12 protein-coding genes and 1 tRNA gene are annotated in these 14,907 nt (G+C 63.8%); 4 read left to right on the top strand and 9 right to left on the bottom strand.

What is annotated here, in order from left to right:
- Positions 1-164: 164 nt before the first annotated feature.
- Both ABS88_RS04335 and ABS88_RS04330 read right to left on the bottom strand, forming a co-directional pair.
- Positions 165-782 carry a hemerythrin domain-containing protein gene (locus ABS88_RS04335; RefSeq protein WP_083675045.1) on the bottom strand — a complete coding sequence of 206 codons (618 nt, stop codon included), beginning with the start codon at positions 780-782 and terminating at the stop codon, positions 165-167.
- 43 nt (positions 783-825) lie between these two features.
- On the bottom strand, positions 826-1,728 hold the full coding sequence (locus ABS88_RS04330; RefSeq protein WP_076074696.1) for a LysR family transcriptional regulator: 903 nt from the start codon (positions 1,726-1,728) through the stop codon (positions 826-828).
- A 91-nt stretch (positions 1,729-1,819) separates the two neighbouring features.
- Between ABS88_RS04330 and ABS88_RS04325 the strand changes: the two genes are divergently transcribed.
- Positions 1,820-3,004 carry an acyl-CoA dehydrogenase gene (locus ABS88_RS04325; RefSeq protein ID WP_076074699.1) on the top strand — a complete coding sequence of 395 codons (1,185 nt, stop codon included), beginning with the start codon at positions 1,820-1,822 and terminating at the stop codon, positions 3,002-3,004.
- Between the two features lie 179 nt (positions 3,005-3,183).
- On the opposite strand, the gene ABS88_RS04320 is transcribed toward ABS88_RS04325, so the two are convergent.
- The 3 genes from ABS88_RS04320 to ABS88_RS04310 all read right to left on the bottom strand — a co-directional run bounded on the left by ABS88_RS04320 (position 3,184) and on the right by ABS88_RS04310 (position 7,345).
- Positions 3,184-5,265 (bottom strand): beta-glucosidase family protein, encoded by a 2,082-nt coding sequence (locus tag ABS88_RS04320; RefSeq protein ID WP_067182473.1) that lies wholly within the window; start codon positions 5,263-5,265, stop codon positions 3,184-3,186.
- Positions 5,262-6,686 (bottom strand): MFS transporter, encoded by a 1,425-nt coding sequence (locus ABS88_RS04315; RefSeq protein WP_083675047.1) that lies wholly within the window; start codon positions 6,684-6,686, stop codon positions 5,262-5,264. Before ABS88_RS04315 ends, ABS88_RS04320 begins: the two co-directional genes overlap by 4 nt.
- 77 nt (positions 6,687-6,763) lie before the next feature.
- Complete coding sequence (locus ABS88_RS04310; RefSeq protein ID WP_353745042.1) at positions 6,764-7,345, bottom strand: TetR/AcrR family transcriptional regulator; 582 nt, start codon at positions 7,343-7,345, stop codon at positions 6,764-6,766.
- Here ABS88_RS04310 and ABS88_RS04305 point away from each other — a divergent pair.
- Positions 7,271-7,444, top strand: a complete 174-nt coding sequence (locus tag ABS88_RS04305) for a hypothetical protein (protein ID WP_243469490.1) — start codon at positions 7,271-7,273, stop codon at positions 7,442-7,444. The genes ABS88_RS04310 and ABS88_RS04305 overlap by 75 nt on opposite strands.
- Before the next feature lie 68 nt (positions 7,445-7,512).
- Here ABS88_RS04305 and ABS88_RS04300 read toward each other — a convergent pair whose 3' ends face one another.
- Both ABS88_RS04300 and ABS88_RS04295 read right to left on the bottom strand, forming a co-directional pair.
- On the bottom strand, positions 7,513-8,889 hold the full coding sequence (locus ABS88_RS04300; RefSeq protein WP_234002603.1) for a sulfatase family protein: 1,377 nt from the start codon (positions 8,887-8,889) through the stop codon (positions 7,513-7,515).
- Entirely contained in the window at positions 8,889-11,144 is a 2,256-nt protein-coding gene (locus ABS88_RS04295; RefSeq protein ID WP_158682106.1) for a TonB-dependent receptor, read from the bottom strand. Before ABS88_RS04295 ends, ABS88_RS04300 begins: the two co-directional genes overlap by 1 nt.
- A gap of 358 nt (positions 11,145-11,502) precedes the next feature.
- Here ABS88_RS04295 and ABS88_RS04290 point away from each other — a divergent pair.
- Both ABS88_RS04290 and ABS88_RS04285 read left to right on the top strand, forming a co-directional pair.
- Positions 11,503-11,578 (top strand) — tRNA-Thr (locus ABS88_RS04290).
- 583 nt (positions 11,579-12,161) lie between these two features.
- On the top strand, positions 12,162-12,446 hold the full coding sequence (locus ABS88_RS04285; RefSeq protein WP_286749151.1) for a hypothetical protein: 285 nt from the start codon (positions 12,162-12,164) through the stop codon (positions 12,444-12,446).
- Between the two features lie 83 nt (positions 12,447-12,529).
- Here ABS88_RS04285 and istB read toward each other — a convergent pair whose 3' ends face one another.
- Together istB and istA are read right to left on the bottom strand one after the other, a co-directional pair.
- Complete coding sequence (istB, locus tag ABS88_RS04280; RefSeq protein ID WP_286749150.1) at positions 12,530-13,297, bottom strand: IS21-like element ISSsp5 family helper ATPase IstB; 768 nt, start codon at positions 13,295-13,297, stop codon at positions 12,530-12,532.
- Complete coding sequence (istA, locus tag ABS88_RS04275) at positions 13,294-14,787, bottom strand: IS21 family transposase (RefSeq protein WP_011950768.1); 1,494 nt, start codon at positions 14,785-14,787, stop codon at positions 13,294-13,296. The genes istB and istA overlap by 4 nt, the downstream gene beginning before the upstream one ends.
- Between the last annotated feature and the right edge of the window lie 120 nt (positions 14,788-14,907).

Below are 14,907 nucleotides of genomic sequence, written 5' to 3'. Positions count from 1 at the left end.
CCGGCGAAAGCCGGGGTCCAGATGGCACAGCGCTGCCCCGCATGGACCCCGGCTTTCGCCGGGGAACAACTCCCTACTTGCCTGAAGGGTATATATCCCGACCTGATCCGGGGGAAGCAATCCGGGGCGGTCTGCGCGCGCTCCGGATTGCGGCCGCGCCGTCGTCAGGCCCCGGACCCCAGGAAACGGGGGAACAGGATGTCGTTCTCGATATGGATATGGTCGGTCAGATCGGCCGACAGCTTGGCCAGGCCCGCATACAGGGCCCGCCAGGTCCCGCAGCCGCCCTCCGGAATCTGCAGGCCCTGCGTGAGGCCATCGACCGCCCGCAGGAAGGCGCTGTGATCGTCATGCTCGGCCATCATCACCATGATCGGCGTGCCGATTTCGGGGCGTCCGCCTTTCTTCATCTGCGGAAAAAGGACCAGTTCCTCCTTCTGCATATGGATGGTCAGCTCGCCGAGCATCTGTTTCAGCAACGCGGCAAGCCCCGCAGGGACCGCCGGGTGGCCCTGATGCGCCTGCTCGACGCGCTGCGCCATCTGGATGAGTTCGGGAAGCTCCCGGCTGTGCACGCGGTGATAGCGCCCGATGATATGATCGACGAGAGCGGGGGTCTCCGCTGCGTCGACCGGGTCGGCCGTTTCGACGGGATTGCTTGCCATATCACGACCTCCATCTGTCGCCGCAAAGATCGGCGGATGCCTCGATTTAAAATAGGTATCTAACATGCGTATTTTGCGACGATGCACGACCGATGTCAAGATAAAGCGGCCCGGCATGGCGCCGCGGCGCGCGATGACTGCCCGCTGTGTCCCTTGAAGGTCAGACCCGGCAGTCGGTCCGCGATGCCGAAAGGGCGGCGATGATCGCCTCGCGCTGCGCGGCCGGCAGTTCGGGCCGCCCGACGACGGCGAGTTCGAGCCGCTCGGCATGCCCGGAGATCGGCCGGAAGGTCAGACCGTCGATCACCAGATGCGCGAGCGACGCGGGCGCGAGGATGACGCCTTCACCCGCGGCGGCGAGCGCGGCCGCGGTGATGAAATCGCCCGTGGCCCTGATCCGGGGACGAGCCCCGACCTTGCGGAGCAGACGCCGCACGGTCTCGGCGAGCTCGTCCTCGACGTCGAACTGCGGCGTCAGAAAACATTCGGGCACCAGATCGCCGATCGCGATGCTGTCGTGGCGGGCGAGCGGGTGCGTCGTCCCGAGCCCGAGCAGCATCGGCTCGTGGTGGCGGGCCAGCACCGCCGCGCCGCGCGGCCACGACGGGCGGGGGCGGACGATCGCGACGTCGATGCGGCCTTCGGCCAGTTCGCGAAGCTGCGCGGGCGTTTCGATCAGCCGCGGCTCGATTTCCAGATCGGGAAAGGCCGTGCGCAGGCCGCGAACCATGTCGCTCAGCAGCGCGGTCATCGCGCCCGAAAAGACATAGCCGATGCGAAGCGGCCCCGTCGCCCCTCGCGCGACATTGCGTCCGAGCTGTTCGGCGCGCAGGAGCCCGGCGAGCGCGTCGCGCGCTTCGTCGTGAAACAGCTCGCCCGCCCGTGTCAGCGTGACCTTGGACCGGCTGCCGCGGTGAAACAGGCGCGCGCCGAGGTTTCCCTCCAGTCGCTGGAGCTGGCGGCTCACGACCGGCTGGGCGAGGCCGAGGCGGTCGGCCGCGCGGACGAAACTGCGCTCCTCGGCAATCGCGAGGAAAATTTCGAGCGGGCGGCGGTCGAGCATCTTTCATTCCTGAATGCGATGGAATAATGATTTTAATGACATTGATAGAATGAAAATCGGGCGTCAAGGGACGCCGAAAGGAGTATGTTCGATGGCTGATATCCGACCGTTCGACTGGGAAGACGCTTTGGGGCTCGATGCCCAGCTGGAGGAAGAGGAACGGATGATCCGCGACGCCGCGCGCGCCTTCGCCACCGATCGCCTGCTGCCGCGCGTCGTCGACGCCTTCGCCGAGGAGCGGACCGATCCGGAGATCTTCCGTGAAATGGGCGAGCAGGGGCTGCTCGGCGTGACGGTGCCCGCCGGATATGGTGGCGCCGGCGCCTCCTACGTCAGCTACGGGCTGGTCGCGCGCGAAATCGAACGCATCGATTCGGGCTATCGCTCGATGATGAGCGTCCAGTCGAGCCTCGTCATGTATCCGATCCTCGTCTATGGCAGCGAGGAGCAGCGGCAGCGTTATCTGCCCGGCCTCGCGCGCGGCGAACTGATCGGCTGCTTCGGGCTGACCGAGCCTGACGCGGGGTCCGATCCCGCCGGGATGCGGACCCGCGCGCGCAAGGTCGACGGCGGCTTCCGGCTCAGCGGCAGCAAGACCTGGATTTCGAACGCGCCGATCGCCGACGTTTTCGTCGTCTGGGCGAAATCCGATGCGCATGATGGCGCGGTGCGCGGCTTCCTGCTCGAAAAGGGCATGGCCGGCCTTTCGGCGCCGAAGATCGAGGGCAAGCTGTCGCTCCGCGCCTCGATCACCGGCATGGTCCTGATGGACGACGTCTTCGTTCCCGACGATGCGCTCCTCCCCGGCGTTCAGGGGCTGAAGGGCCCCTTCGGCTGTCTCAACCGGGCGCGCTACGGCATTTCGTGGGGCGCGCTGGGGGCGGCCGAATTCTGCTATGCCGCCGCACGCAATTACGGGCTGGAACGGCACCAGTTCGGGCGGCCGCTCGCCGCGACCCAACTCTTCCAGAAGAAGCTCGCCGACATGGCGAGCGAGATCGCGCTCGGCCTCCAGGCCAGCCTGCGCGTCGGCCGCCTGCTCGACGAAGGCGGCATGGCTCCCGAAACCATCTCGATCGTCAAACGCAACAATGTCGGCAAAGCACTCGACATAGCCCGCACCGCCCGCGACATGCACGGGGGCAATGGGATCGCCGGCGAATATCATGTCATCCGCCACATGGTGAATCTCGAAACCGTGAACACCTATGAGGGCACGCACGACATGCATGCCCTCATTCTCGGCCGTGCCATAACGGGGATCGCGGCTTTCTGAACCGATGGGCCGGCCACAGCGGCCGGCCCGCACATGCGGGGCTTCAAGCAGGCCCCTCTGCCGAAAAGAAGGCGCTCGTCGCCCAGATGCCAGTGTAAGGTTGCGCGGTTTTCCGCCCTTTCCTTCGGCCAGGTTCCGGCGGCCGGCATAGGCCGTTCGGTAATCGCCTTTCGAGTAGACTAGAACCGAACCGATACGCTGAGATCGGGCTCGACGCCCCCGGATATGCAGATTTCATGGGGGCCCGATTCGAGCTTCCAGCCGTGCGCCGTCTCGTCACGGTAGCGCAGATCGTCGAGATCGATGGTCATCGCGATCGTCCGCGTTTCGCCGGGCTGAAGGGAAACGCGCGTGAAGGCCTTCAGCGCCTGCGACCAACGCTCGACGCTGCCCGGATACCGGACATGGCACAGGATGCTGTCGTCGCCGGGACGGTCGCCGACATTGGCGACGGTGACGGAAACATGCACCGCCCGGTCGGATGCCGAGACGCGCAGGGCGCGGCGGGCGAAACGCGTGTAGCTGAGGCCGTGCCCGAAGGGATAGCGCGGCTCGATCCCGTCGCGCATCAGCTTCGCATAACCGTGCCAATGATCGTAGACGATCCTGTCCGCATCGCGGTCGAAGAAGGGATAATCGGCGGGATCGCGCGCCACCGTGAAGGGAAGGCGACCCGACGGATTGACGTCGCCGAACAGGATATCGGCGAGCGCGGCGCCGCCCTCCATCCCCGAATAGAAGGTCTGGAGGATCGCCCCCGCCTGCGCGCGCCAGCCTTCCACCAGCACCGCCGATCCCGCGACGATCGCGACGACCACGGGCGTTCCGGTCGCGGCGACGGCTTCGATCAGCGCAATCTGCCGCGCGGGCAGGTCGAGCGACAGCCGATCCCCTCCGATCGCCGGGCGCCTGCCGCTTGCATCGCTTTCCTGGCCCAGCGTGATGTCGCCCGGTATATATTCGCCTTCTTCGCGTGCATTGTAGCCTGCGACGATCAGCGCGGCGTCGGCATCGCGCGCCGCCGCGACCGCCGCGTCGATGTCATCCTCGTCGCCGACCGCGATGGCGTCGGCGCCCAGCATCGCGCGCAGCGCCTCGATCGGCGTGACCACATGGGGAGCGCGAACGCGGCTCGACCCCATGTCGCCGGTGTTCTCGAGCGACGCCAGCCGGCCGAGCACGGCGAGACGGCGGACCCGGCTGCGGTCGAGCGGCAGGACGCCGTTGTTCTCGAGCAGCACGATCGACTTCTCCGCCGCCTCGCGTGCCAGCGCGACATGCTCCGCGGACGCGACCAGTTCGGCGGGATAGGCGGTCAGCGGATCGGGCGCGCAGGCGAAGCGATATTGCGTGCGCAGGATGTTGCGGCAGGCGCGGTCGATCACGAAGGGCGCGACATGCCCCGCCTCGACCGCGGCGATCAGCTTTTCGCCCAGAATCTGCGGTTCGGGATTTTCGATGTCGAGCCCCGCCGCGACGGCATAGGGCTTGTAAAGGCCCATCACCCAGTCGGAATGCACGAAGCCCGCGAAACCCCATTCGCCACGCAGGATGTCCGTCAGCAAGCCGTGATGCTGGCCGCAATATTCGCCGTCGAACTTGTTGTAGGCGCTCATCACGCTCGCCACGCCGGCGTCGAGCGCCATCTTGAAATGCGGCAGATAGACTTCGTGAAGCGCACGCTCGCCGACCCGCACATCGACCTTGAACCGTGCGTTCTCCATCGAGTTGAGTGCGAAATGCTTGACCGTCGCCATCACATTCTGGGTCTGGATGCCAAGCCCCAGCGCGCTTCCCATGGCGCCCAGATGGTGCGGGTCCTCGCCATAGGTTTCCTGCGCCCGGCCCCAGGCGGGGTGGCGAAGGATATTGATGCAGACCGCGCCCGAAAGGTCGCAGCCCTGCGCGCGGATTTCCTTCCCCATTGCCTCGCCGATCCGCATTTCGAGGTCGGTGTCGAAGGTCGCGCCGCGCGCCATGGTGCAGGGGAAGCAGGTGCTCTGCCCGCGCGCGACGCCGCGCGGCCCGTCGGTGAACCACAGCGGCGGGACACCGAGGCGTTCGATTCCGCTCCCGGCGCGATAGGGCCGCGCGCCCCATAGCTTGTCGTCGGCGGCGAACTCCCGGAAAAAGCCGCGGCCGGACAGCATGCCGACTTTCTCCGCCAGCGTTGCATGCTCCATGATCGCATCGATCGTCTCGGCGATCCATTCCTCGGAGGCGCCGCGCCGCGGGGAGAAATCATGCTGCTGGTCGGTCATGTCGTCTGTCCATTGTCGGGGGTGGATGAAGCCGGGCCGCGGCGGCGTGCATTACGCCATCCGATCGCCCGGACGAGCCGCGCGTGGGTCCGCGTGTCGAGCGGGTAGAAATAGATGAACAGCCCGGCGCCGACCGCCAGCGCCGCGGGGACGAGCGTTGCCAGTCCGCGGATGCTCGTCAGCGTGTCGGGGGCTTGCGGCGCGTTGGGGACATAGCCGATGACGTCGAGCAATATGCCGATCAGGCCCGTTCCGACGCCGAGCGCGACCTTCTGCGTGAAGGCGAGAAAGCCGACGAGTGCCCCCTCTGCGCGGAGGCCGGTCTGCCATTCGCCTACCTCGACGGTATCGGGCAGCATCGACCAGAAAGTCAGCACGAAGGCTGCGTTCCCGACGCCGCTGAACGCCAGCAAGCCGTAAAGCATCGGCCCCGCCTTCGGCGCGATGGCGAAGATCAGGATGTTGGCGGTCGCACTGATCGCGATGCCGCTCAACCACACCGCGCGCTTGCCGATGCGCTGCGTCACCTTGACCCAGGGGAGCATCGACAGGGCCGCCGCGGCGAGCGAGACCGTCAGGCCGATAGTGATCGTCTCCTCGGATCCCGCATAATATTTCATGTAATAGAGCAGCGCCTTGCCGCCCATCGCATAACCGATCGAGCCGACGAGGGTTGCGCCGAGCAGGAGCAGGAATACGCGGTTCGACCCGACCGCGCGAAGCATCGCGGAAAAGGTCGGATGCGCGTCGGGCGCTTCGCCGATCGTTTCCTGGGTGCGCTTGAAGCAGTTGAGCAGCACCAGCGTGGCGATGAACGCATAGAGCGTTGCGACCCACAGGAAGCCTTCGCGGCCGCCGCCGAAGCGGGCGACGAGCGGCAGCGTCGCCGCAGCGAGGAACAGGCCGGTGATGATCGCGAACAGCATGCGCGCTCCCGCCAGTCGCGACCGGACGAGCGAGTCCGCGCTCATGCGGGCCGACAGGGCGACGAAGGGAATGTTCACGACGGTGTAGACCGTGCGGAACAGGATGTGCGTCGCAAGGCAGAAGAAGGCGAGTGCGTTGCCCGAAAGGCCCAGCGGCAGGAACATGGAGACGAAAGCGAGGGCGAGGAGCGGTGCGCCGAACAGCAGATAGGGGCGATAGCTGCCGAACCGGCTCCGCGTCCGGCTCGCGATCACGCCCATCGCGGGATCGGTAATCCCCTCCCACATGAGCGCCGCCATGATGATCAATCCGCCGACCGAGGCGGAAATGCCAAGGACGTCGGTGTAGAAATAGAGCAAGAACAGCGAGCAGAAGGTGAAATAGAGGTTGAACGCCAGATCGCCCGACCCGTAAGCGACGACCGCGCCGGTGGGCAGGGATGATCGGTCCGCAAGATCCCGGTGTTGCCCCGCTCCAACGCTGCCATCGGCCATCGCTGCTCTCTCCCTTTTATGGGGAGCATCTATCGCACCAGGGTCCGTCTGTCTCTAATTTTTATCCAATCGGATAATTATTTTCCGGATGCTTCTTCGCGCTTTGCGAGGCCGGGAAGGAACAGGGCGATGATCGCGTCGGAATAGGCCTCGATCGTCTCGTTCGAGCATGCGTCGATGCCGTGCGTCAATTTCGCTTCGGCAGCGAGGTTGAAGATCGACTGGGCGGCCCCCGTCAGCGCATAGACCATCAGCGCCGGGTCGACCCGCGGCATCGTGCCGTCGCGCATCAGGATGTCCCATCGTGGGAAGATCCGGTCGTGGCTGGGGCGGATGAAGCTTTCCGATGCCCATGCCAGTCGCTCATTGTCGCGGAAGGATTCCTGAACCATCAGCCGCGCATGCTCGGGGTGCTCGGCGCAATAGCGGACATAGCGCCGCAACGAGATTTCGAAAGCCTTGGCGGGGGGAAGGTCGGCTTCGCCGGGCTCGGGCTCCAATATCTCGCTCATGCGGGTGAAGAGCAGACGAACCGCCTCGCGCCACAATTCGTCCTTTTTGCCGAAATGATATTTGATCAGCCCGTGCTGGACGCCGACGCTTTCGGCTATTTCACGGACTCCGACACCGTCGAAGCCATGGCGGGAGAAAAGCTGCAGGGCTTCTTCGACGATCCGCTGCCGGGTCGCGACTCCGCGATCCTGGGTTTTTCTTTTCCGTCCCGGTTTCGACTGCAACCTGCTTGCCTCAGACCTTGAATCATTATCGTTCGACCGCGCTGCCAATACCAGCGACAATCGGACATAAGCAATAATGGAGAAACGGCTCAGGGGAGGGCTTTGCCGCCCGGAAGCCGATCGGGCTCCTTTTTCCGTCCGAGCGGCTCATATGTCTGACGATATTGCTCGAAGCGCGCGCGCATGGCCTTCACGACCTCGGGATGGCGCGTCGCCAGATTATAATCCTCGCCGGGATCGCTGCGCACGTCGAACAACAGATTGGCACCGATCCGTGCCAGCGGCAGATCATATCCCCGATAATAGCTGCGCGCGACGAATTTCCAGCGATCGGTGCGGATCGCCGCGACCTTCTCGTTGTCGAACAGGACCAGTGCTTCGTGTGGGCTCGGCGCGCCGTCGAGCAGAACCGCGCTGATATCCTTGCCGTCGAGAACGAGATCCTTCGGCAGCGGTTTGCCGGCGAGTGCGGCGAAGGTCGGCAACAGGTCGAAATTCATCGTGATCGCGCTGCTGCGACTGCCGGCCGGGATGCGGCCGGGGCCCCAGGCGATGAACGGAACGCGATAGCCGCCGTCCCATCCCGCGCCGCCCTTGCGATCGCGCAGTTCGCCGGTCGATCCTTCGAACCATGGTCCATTGTCCGACGTGACGATGACATAGGTATCGTTCTGAAGGTCGAGCCGTTCGATCTGTTCGCGCAGGCGGCCGAGTTCGGCATCGACCTCTTCGACGACGTCGCCATAGTCGCCGGCCGGCGAGTGCCCGGCGTGTTCCTTCGTCGGGTGAAGCGGAATATGCGGCGCGGTCAGCGCGAGCATCAGGAAAAAGGGGCGATCGCGATTGGCGTCGACGAACTCGCCGGCCCGCGCGAAGAATCGCTGCGTCAGGGCCACCATGTCGACGTCTTCCTGGGTGAATTCCACGCCCTCGCCCGCGGTATAGAGCGACAGCGGCTTCATGTCGTGGCTATAGGGAAGGCCGAAGAACAGGTCGAATCCCTGCACGGTCGGCGGCCAATAGGGTGGGGTGTGCCCAAGATGCCATTTGCCGATCAGCGCCGATGCATAGTCGTCGCCGAGCACTTCGGGAATCGTGACCTCTTCGGGCGGCAGGCCGTTCGTGTCGTCCGCCTGGATCACTTGCCACGCCAGCCCGGTGCGGATCGGATAACGCCCGGTCAGCAGGCCGGCGCGCGACGGGGTGCAGATATTCGCCGAGGCATAGGCATCGGTCATCAGCAGCCCGTCGGCGGCAAGCCGGTCGATATTGGGCGTGCGGATCGCGCGCGAGCCATTGGCCCCGATGTCGCCGTACCCGAGATCGTCGGCGAGGACGACGATGAAATTCGGCGGACGGCGCCGCGCGGCGCTGTCCTTCGACCGCGCCAGTGCCAGTGTGGAGACCCCGCCGGCTCCGGCGACGGCAAGGCTGGCGAGCAGGCTGCGGCGATCGAGTTCCATCATCAGAATCTATACTCCACCGTGGCCCCGAACTGCCGCGCCGCGGTCGACGGGAAGAACTGCGATTGCCCGCCGGTGTCGAGAGGCGTGTCGTAGATCAGTTCGACGAAGCTCTTGTCGGTCAGATTCTTGCCCCAGATCCACGCTCGCAGGCGGTCGCCCGGCAATGCGAAGCCGATTTGGGCATCAAGCAGGCCATAAGCCTTCTGCACCGATTTCGGATCGAGGTCGAGCGCGGTGAATGTGCTGCCGCGATAGGCAAAGGAAAGCTGGCCGAAAACGCTCGCGCCCGCCGCCGAAACCTCGGTTTCGTAACGCGCGGACGCGTTCGCCGTGAACTTCGGCGCCATCGCCAGTTCCTTGCCGGTCAGATCCTGCCGCGCCTGCCCGCCCGAAACGATGCAGCCCTGGGCCACCGTCTGTCCGAAATAGCAGGGTGCGCCCGCGAAGTCGGTATATTTCGCCCTGGTATAGGCCGCGCCGCCCATCAGACGCAGGCCCGATCCCATATTGATGTCGACGTCGGCCTCGATCCCGCGCGTGCGCAGCGAGCCGGCATTGATCACGTCGAACACCAGGGTACCGGTGTCCGAAACGCCGATCGCCTGCGCCTGGAAATCGTCGAAATCGGTGCTGAAGAAGGCGATGTTGAAGCGCACCCGGCGATCGAACAACTCGGTCTTGGCGCCGAATTCGTACGACGTCGGAATCTCGGGTTCGACGGTGCGCAGCACGGTCGAGTCCTGCAGCGCATTGAAGCCGCCGCCCTTGAAGCCGCGCGCGACGCTGCCATAGAGCGTCACCTCTTCGGTCGGACGGAATTGCGCCCCCATGCGCCACGTCCATGCGCCGTCGACGCGCTTCATCTTCTGGTCGACATTGGGTCCGAGCAGGATGGTACCCGGATTGGCGAAGCGCCGAAAATGCGTGTTCAGCCGCTCGACCGTGTAGCGCAGTCCGCCGAAGACGTTGAACTGATCGCTCAGATGATAGGTCGCATCGGCGAAGGCGGCGAAATTCTGGGTATCGTTCTCGACGAAGATCGCGCGCGACAACTGGACGCCGGGCGGCAGAGGCTGGTCGAACGTGCCCTGCTGCGAATTGCCGAGTTCATAATCCTGGTTGAAGAGGAACAGGCCGCCGACCCACTCGAACGGCTCGCCGGACGGAGAGGTCAGGCGCAGTTCCTGCGTGAACTGGCGCTGACGGCTGTCGCCATTGTTGATGTTGAGAACGGGGGTCGGCCGTTGGTCGGCGTCGTTGTTGTCGGTCGCATCCCACCAGCGCAGGCCGGTGATCGACGTCACCGTGATGCCCCCGGTGCCCTCGATATCGACCTGCACCGATCCGCCATAGGTTTCCTGGCGGATGAACGTGCGGCCGTCGAGCGCAACCTCCCGGTTGTCGGGGCCGGGAACGATGCCTGCGGCGGTCACCCGGTTGCGGATATCGGCATTGTTGCCGAAACTGCGGATCGTCCACATGCAGCAGGCGGCGTCGCGCGACGAATAGTCGCCCGCGACGAGCACGCGGATATTGTCGGCGGGTTCCCACAACAGCTTCGCGCGACCGCCCCACTCGTCGCGATCGTTGAGGCGGCTGTCGTCGAATCGGTTGCGAATATAGCCGTCTCGTTTCGTGCGATAGGCCGATGCGCGAAACGCCAGATTCGAGGTCAGGCCGCCGGTGACCGTTCCGCGCAGCACGAATTCGTCGAACTCGCCGTAGGTCGCCTGGACCTTGCCGCCCCAGCTGTAGCTGGGATCGGTGGTCACGATGTTGAGGACGCCGGCCGAGGCATTCTTGCCGAACAAGGTGCCCTGCGGACCGCGCAGCACTTCAATCCGCTGGATGTCGAACAGGTCGGTCATCCCCGCGCCCTGCCGCCCGATCGGTACACCGTCGATGACGATGCCGACCGAGCCCTCGATCGCCGACGAGAAATTATTCGTGCCGATGCCGCGGATCGCCAGGCCGGCGCCGCGCGGGTTGTTACTGCCCTGGAAGGAGAAGTTCGGGGTCGTCGTCTGCAACTGCGAGATTTCAGTGATGTTCCGGTTGCTCAACTGCTCGCCGCTCAGCACCGCGACCGACAGCGGAACGTCCTGCAACGACTGTTCGCGTTTCTGGGCCGTCACGACGATCTCGTCGCCGGCGACGCTTGCGTTCTCCGAAGCGGACAGGGGCGCGGTGTCCTGCGCATGGGCGCCGCTCGCGAGCAGCGTCGATCCCATCAACGCCACGAATATGCTCTTCATCCGCATCCTCCCATTTATTTATCCACTCGGATAATAATTTGAGCTGGCGAATGTCAAGCATGAATCCTGTATCCCGCCCCGGCCATGAGCAAAGGGCGGCGAGCAACGAAACATCCGTCGATTGCGGCGAGCCGGACGATGGCGTGGGTGCGCCATATCTTCGCCGCAAGGCCGGTGGAAAGCTGCTCGCTTCGAAATGGCGAGGTTCAAGATTTTGTTTTAAAATGGAAAATTACGGGAAATTTCCTTACCGGATCGGTGCGCAGGATCGCATGATATGTCGCCTGCCGTTCGACGGGAGAATCTGCGCAACGGCGCTTGTCTTCGCCCCGACACGCTGGTAGAGGCGCCCCTCGTTGCCGCTTTAGCTCAGTTGGTAGAGCACATCATTCGTAATGATGGGGTCAGGTGTTCGAGTCACCTAAGCGGCACCACTGCTTCCACTAGGAAAACCTGATGTTTCCGGCCGAAAACGCTTTCGGTTTCGAGTGGAATTTTGCCCTGCCGAAGTGCCTTTCACCCAATGGTGTTTCTAACAACGCCAAAGCGCCTTTCCATTCACGGCGGAAATTCAGTGTGTTATACGATCACCGGCAAGGGAGCCGACCCGAAACGGGATATGGCTCTTTCGGAAGGGACCTTTTCCATACCCTTCCGGAAGTCCTTAAAGTCCAATGAGATTCGTAACGTTGGGGTCGCGTGTTCGAGTCACAGCGGCACCCACCACCTTTATGGCACTTTCCCTGAAGAAATCATCGGTTCCCTAGCAACGACCCTTGAGCTGGATGGGGCCGTTTTGCCTGCTGAAAGACCAAAACCCACGCCATGCCCACGGAATGGGTCAAAGGGCGCTTCCTTTATCGTTGGAAATTATGCGCTTGGATGAGCCTTTCGACTGAGTGCGCGTGATGTATCAGGGCAAAGGCGCTTTGGGCTGGATTGGGCCGGGCTTGGGTCGTGGTTGGGCGTGGTAAGCGTGTCTCTGCATTGATATAGCGTTGCTGGAGGGGACGAAACGTGCAGCTTTTCAATGCCAAGACAATAAAACGACACGTCGCTCGCGCTGCTGCGCCTGATCCTGCAAAGCTGGAGATCTTGCGCCAGTGGGGCGAAACAATCCGAGATCGATCGATTGAAACGCAAAAGGAAACTGCCCTTCAAGGCAATTTCAAGCAGCGGATCATTTGTGATGTGCTGGGTTATCAGGATTTCAATGATAGCGGCCAATGGACTGTGGCTGTTGAAGCACAAATTGGTGCGGGTGTCAACGGCGGAGCAAAAGTCGGCCATTCGGCGGCGTAAAACCAGGCCATCGTGTTACATGCCGGGGGGAGTGGCGTGAGGGCGTAGCCCGAGGGCCACTCCCCCCGGCATTGGTGTAATTTTCAGGGTCTGGTTTTGGCCTTGCGGGCCCGGCTGTGCGCGAGGCGATAGCTTTCGCCGTTCATCTCGAGGATGCTGACGTGATGGGTCAGGCGATCGAGGAGCGCGCCTGTGAGACGCTCAGATCCGAAGGTTTCGGTCCATTCGTCGAAGGGCAGGTTGCTGGTGATGAAGGTGGAGCCGCGTTCGTAACGCTGGGAGATCAGCTCGAACAACAGTTCGGCGCCGGTCTTGGAGAGCGGCACAAAGCCCAGTTCGTCGATGATGAGCAGCTTGTATCCGGCCATCTGCTTCTGGAAGCGCAGAAGACGGCGCTCGTCGCGGGCCTCCATCATTTCGCTGACCAGCGCTGCCGCGGTGGTGAAGCCCACCGACAGTCCTTTCTGGCATGCTGCCAGTCCGAGCCCCAACGCTACGTGCGTCTTTCCGGTGCCTGATGGCCCCAGAGCGATGGCGTTCTCACGCCGCTCGATCCACTCGCAGCGCGCCATCTCGAGCACCTGCATCTTGTTGAGCCTGGGGATGGCGGCGAAGTCGAAGCTGTCGAGGCTTTTGACGGTGGGGAAGCGCGCGGCCTTGATGCGCCGCTCGACCATGCGACGCTCCCTGTCGATCATTTCCATCTCGACGAGGCGGGCGAGGAAGCGGATATGATCGACGCCTTCAGCGGCACATTGCCGCGCGAGCTTGTGATGCTCACGCAGGCACGTAGGCAGCTTGAGCGCCTTGAGATGGTGAGCGAGAAGGATCTCCGGGGCCTGATCGCTCATGCGGCCTCCTGCCGGTCGGAGAGCAGGCTCAGATAGGCTCTGGCAAAGGTCTTCTCGACCGTGGTGCGTGGCAGGAAGGGATAGACGTCCAGGTCCAGCCTGGGCGGTACGCGTTCGATCCGGCACAGGACGAGGTGCTTGACGGCATCGAAGCCGATGGCGCCAAGATCGATGGCCTGTTCGACCGCCGCCTGGAGATCGGCGAGGGTGAACGTTTCCAGCAGGCGCAGTACCTGCACATATTCGCGCCTGCCATGTTTGTGCATGCGCCCTTCCATCAACCGCTGCAGTGTCGTGAACGCTTCGGGCAGGTCCCAGCCCTGCAAAGGCGCAGCCTGGTCGAATGCGTTGATCTTCTGCTCGATCAGCGGGAGATAATGGAGCGGGTCGAAGACAACCTCCTCGCGGGCATAGCAACGAGGATGACGGGCGATGACTTCGCTGCGGCAGCCGATCACCACCTCATCGACATAGGCCCTGATCCAGACCTCCTGATGGCCCCAGGCCACCGGAACCGAATAATCGTTGGTCCTGTAGCGCACCAGGGATTGCGAGGAGACCCGCCCGCCTTTCTGATCGCAGGCCTCGAAGGGTGTAGCGGGCAGAGGCTGCATGGCCGCGAGATCGCGCTGCAGCCGCTCACCGATCGTCTCGCTCTGCCCGCGCACCTTGTCCTGCTGGCGCTTGCGGCATTGCTCCTCCAGCCACAGGTTGAACGCCTCCCAGGTCGGGAACTTCGGGATCGGCACCATGAAGTTGCGCCGGCAATAGCCTACCAGCCCCTCCACATTGCCTTTCTCGTTCCCCTTGCCCGGGCGAGCATAGCGGTCGCGGATCACGTAATGTGACAGGAAAGCGCTGAACAGCGTGGCACGCTGCCGCGTGCCGTCGGGCAGGATCTTCGTCACAAGGCAGCGATCGTTGTCATAGACGATCGAGCGCGGTACCGCGCCGAAAAACGCGAAGGCATGCACGTGTCCGTCCACCCAGGCCTCCGCCACCGCCGCCGGATAGGCCCGCACATAGCAGGCATCACTGTGCGGCAGATCGAGCGCGAAGAAGTAGGCCTTCTGCTCCACCCCGCCGATCTCCACCAGCGCTTCCCCGAAATCGGCCTGCGCATCTCCCGCAGGGTGCGCCAGCGGCACGAACATCTCCCGGCTGCGCTGTTCGCGCTCCCGGATGTAATCCTTGATGATCGTATAGCCGCCGGTGAAACCATGCTCGGTGCGCAAACGGTCGAATACCCGCTTCGCCGTATGGCGTTGCTTGCGCGGGACACTGCGGTCACCCTCAAGCCATCCATCAATGATCGCCACAAACCCGTCCAGCTTCGGGCGCTGCGGTACGGACTGGCGCCGGTAACCCGGCGGCGATGAAAACGACAGCATCTTGCGTACCGTTTCGCGCGACACATTGAAACGCTTCGCCGCCGCCCGTTGGCTCATGCCATCCGCGCAAGCCAGACGGACCTGAAGATAAAGTTCCACGCTGTAGATCCCCACACCTCCCTGACTCGGCAGAAAGGCTTCAAGGTGGACGACTTTTACGCCGCCCGCAGCAGGACTATCCCGCCGCTACCGTGGTCGAATATTGCTCCGCCGTTCTCA

The sequence above is a fragment of the Sphingopyxis sp. SCN 67-31 genome, from assembly GCF_001725095.1.
This window is presented reverse-complemented; position numbering and strand designations above follow the sequence as displayed.

Excerpts from the sequence above, each read along its gene's own strand:
- ABS88_RS04335 (WP_083675045.1), bottom strand. The coding sequence starts at position 782 with ATGCCGGGCCGCTTTATCTTGACATCGGTCGTGCATCGTCGCAAAATA.
- ABS88_RS04300 (WP_234002603.1), bottom strand. The coding sequence starts at position 8,889 with ATGATGGAACTCGATCGCCGCAGCCTGCTCGCCAGCCTTGCCGTCGCC.
- ABS88_RS04320 (WP_067182473.1), bottom strand. The coding sequence starts at position 5,265 with ATGACCGACCAGCAGCATGATTTCTCCCCGCGGCGCGGCGCCTCCGAG.
- ABS88_RS04315 (WP_083675047.1), bottom strand. The coding sequence starts at position 6,686 with ATGGCCGATGGCAGCGTTGGAGCGGGGCAACACCGGGATCTTGCGGAC.
- istB (WP_286749150.1), bottom strand. The coding sequence starts at position 13,297 with ATGAGCGATCAGGCCCCGGAGATCCTTCTCGCTCACCATCTCAAGGCG.
- ABS88_RS04330 (WP_076074696.1), bottom strand. The coding sequence starts at position 1,728 with ATGCTCGACCGCCGCCCGCTCGAAATTTTCCTCGCGATTGCCGAGGAG.
- ABS88_RS04295 (WP_158682106.1), bottom strand. The coding sequence starts at position 11,144 with ATGAAGAGCATATTCGTGGCGTTGATGGGATCGACGCTGCTCGCGAGC.
- ABS88_RS04325 (WP_076074699.1), top strand. The coding sequence starts at position 1,820 with ATGGCTGATATCCGACCGTTCGACTGGGAAGACGCTTTGGGGCTCGAT.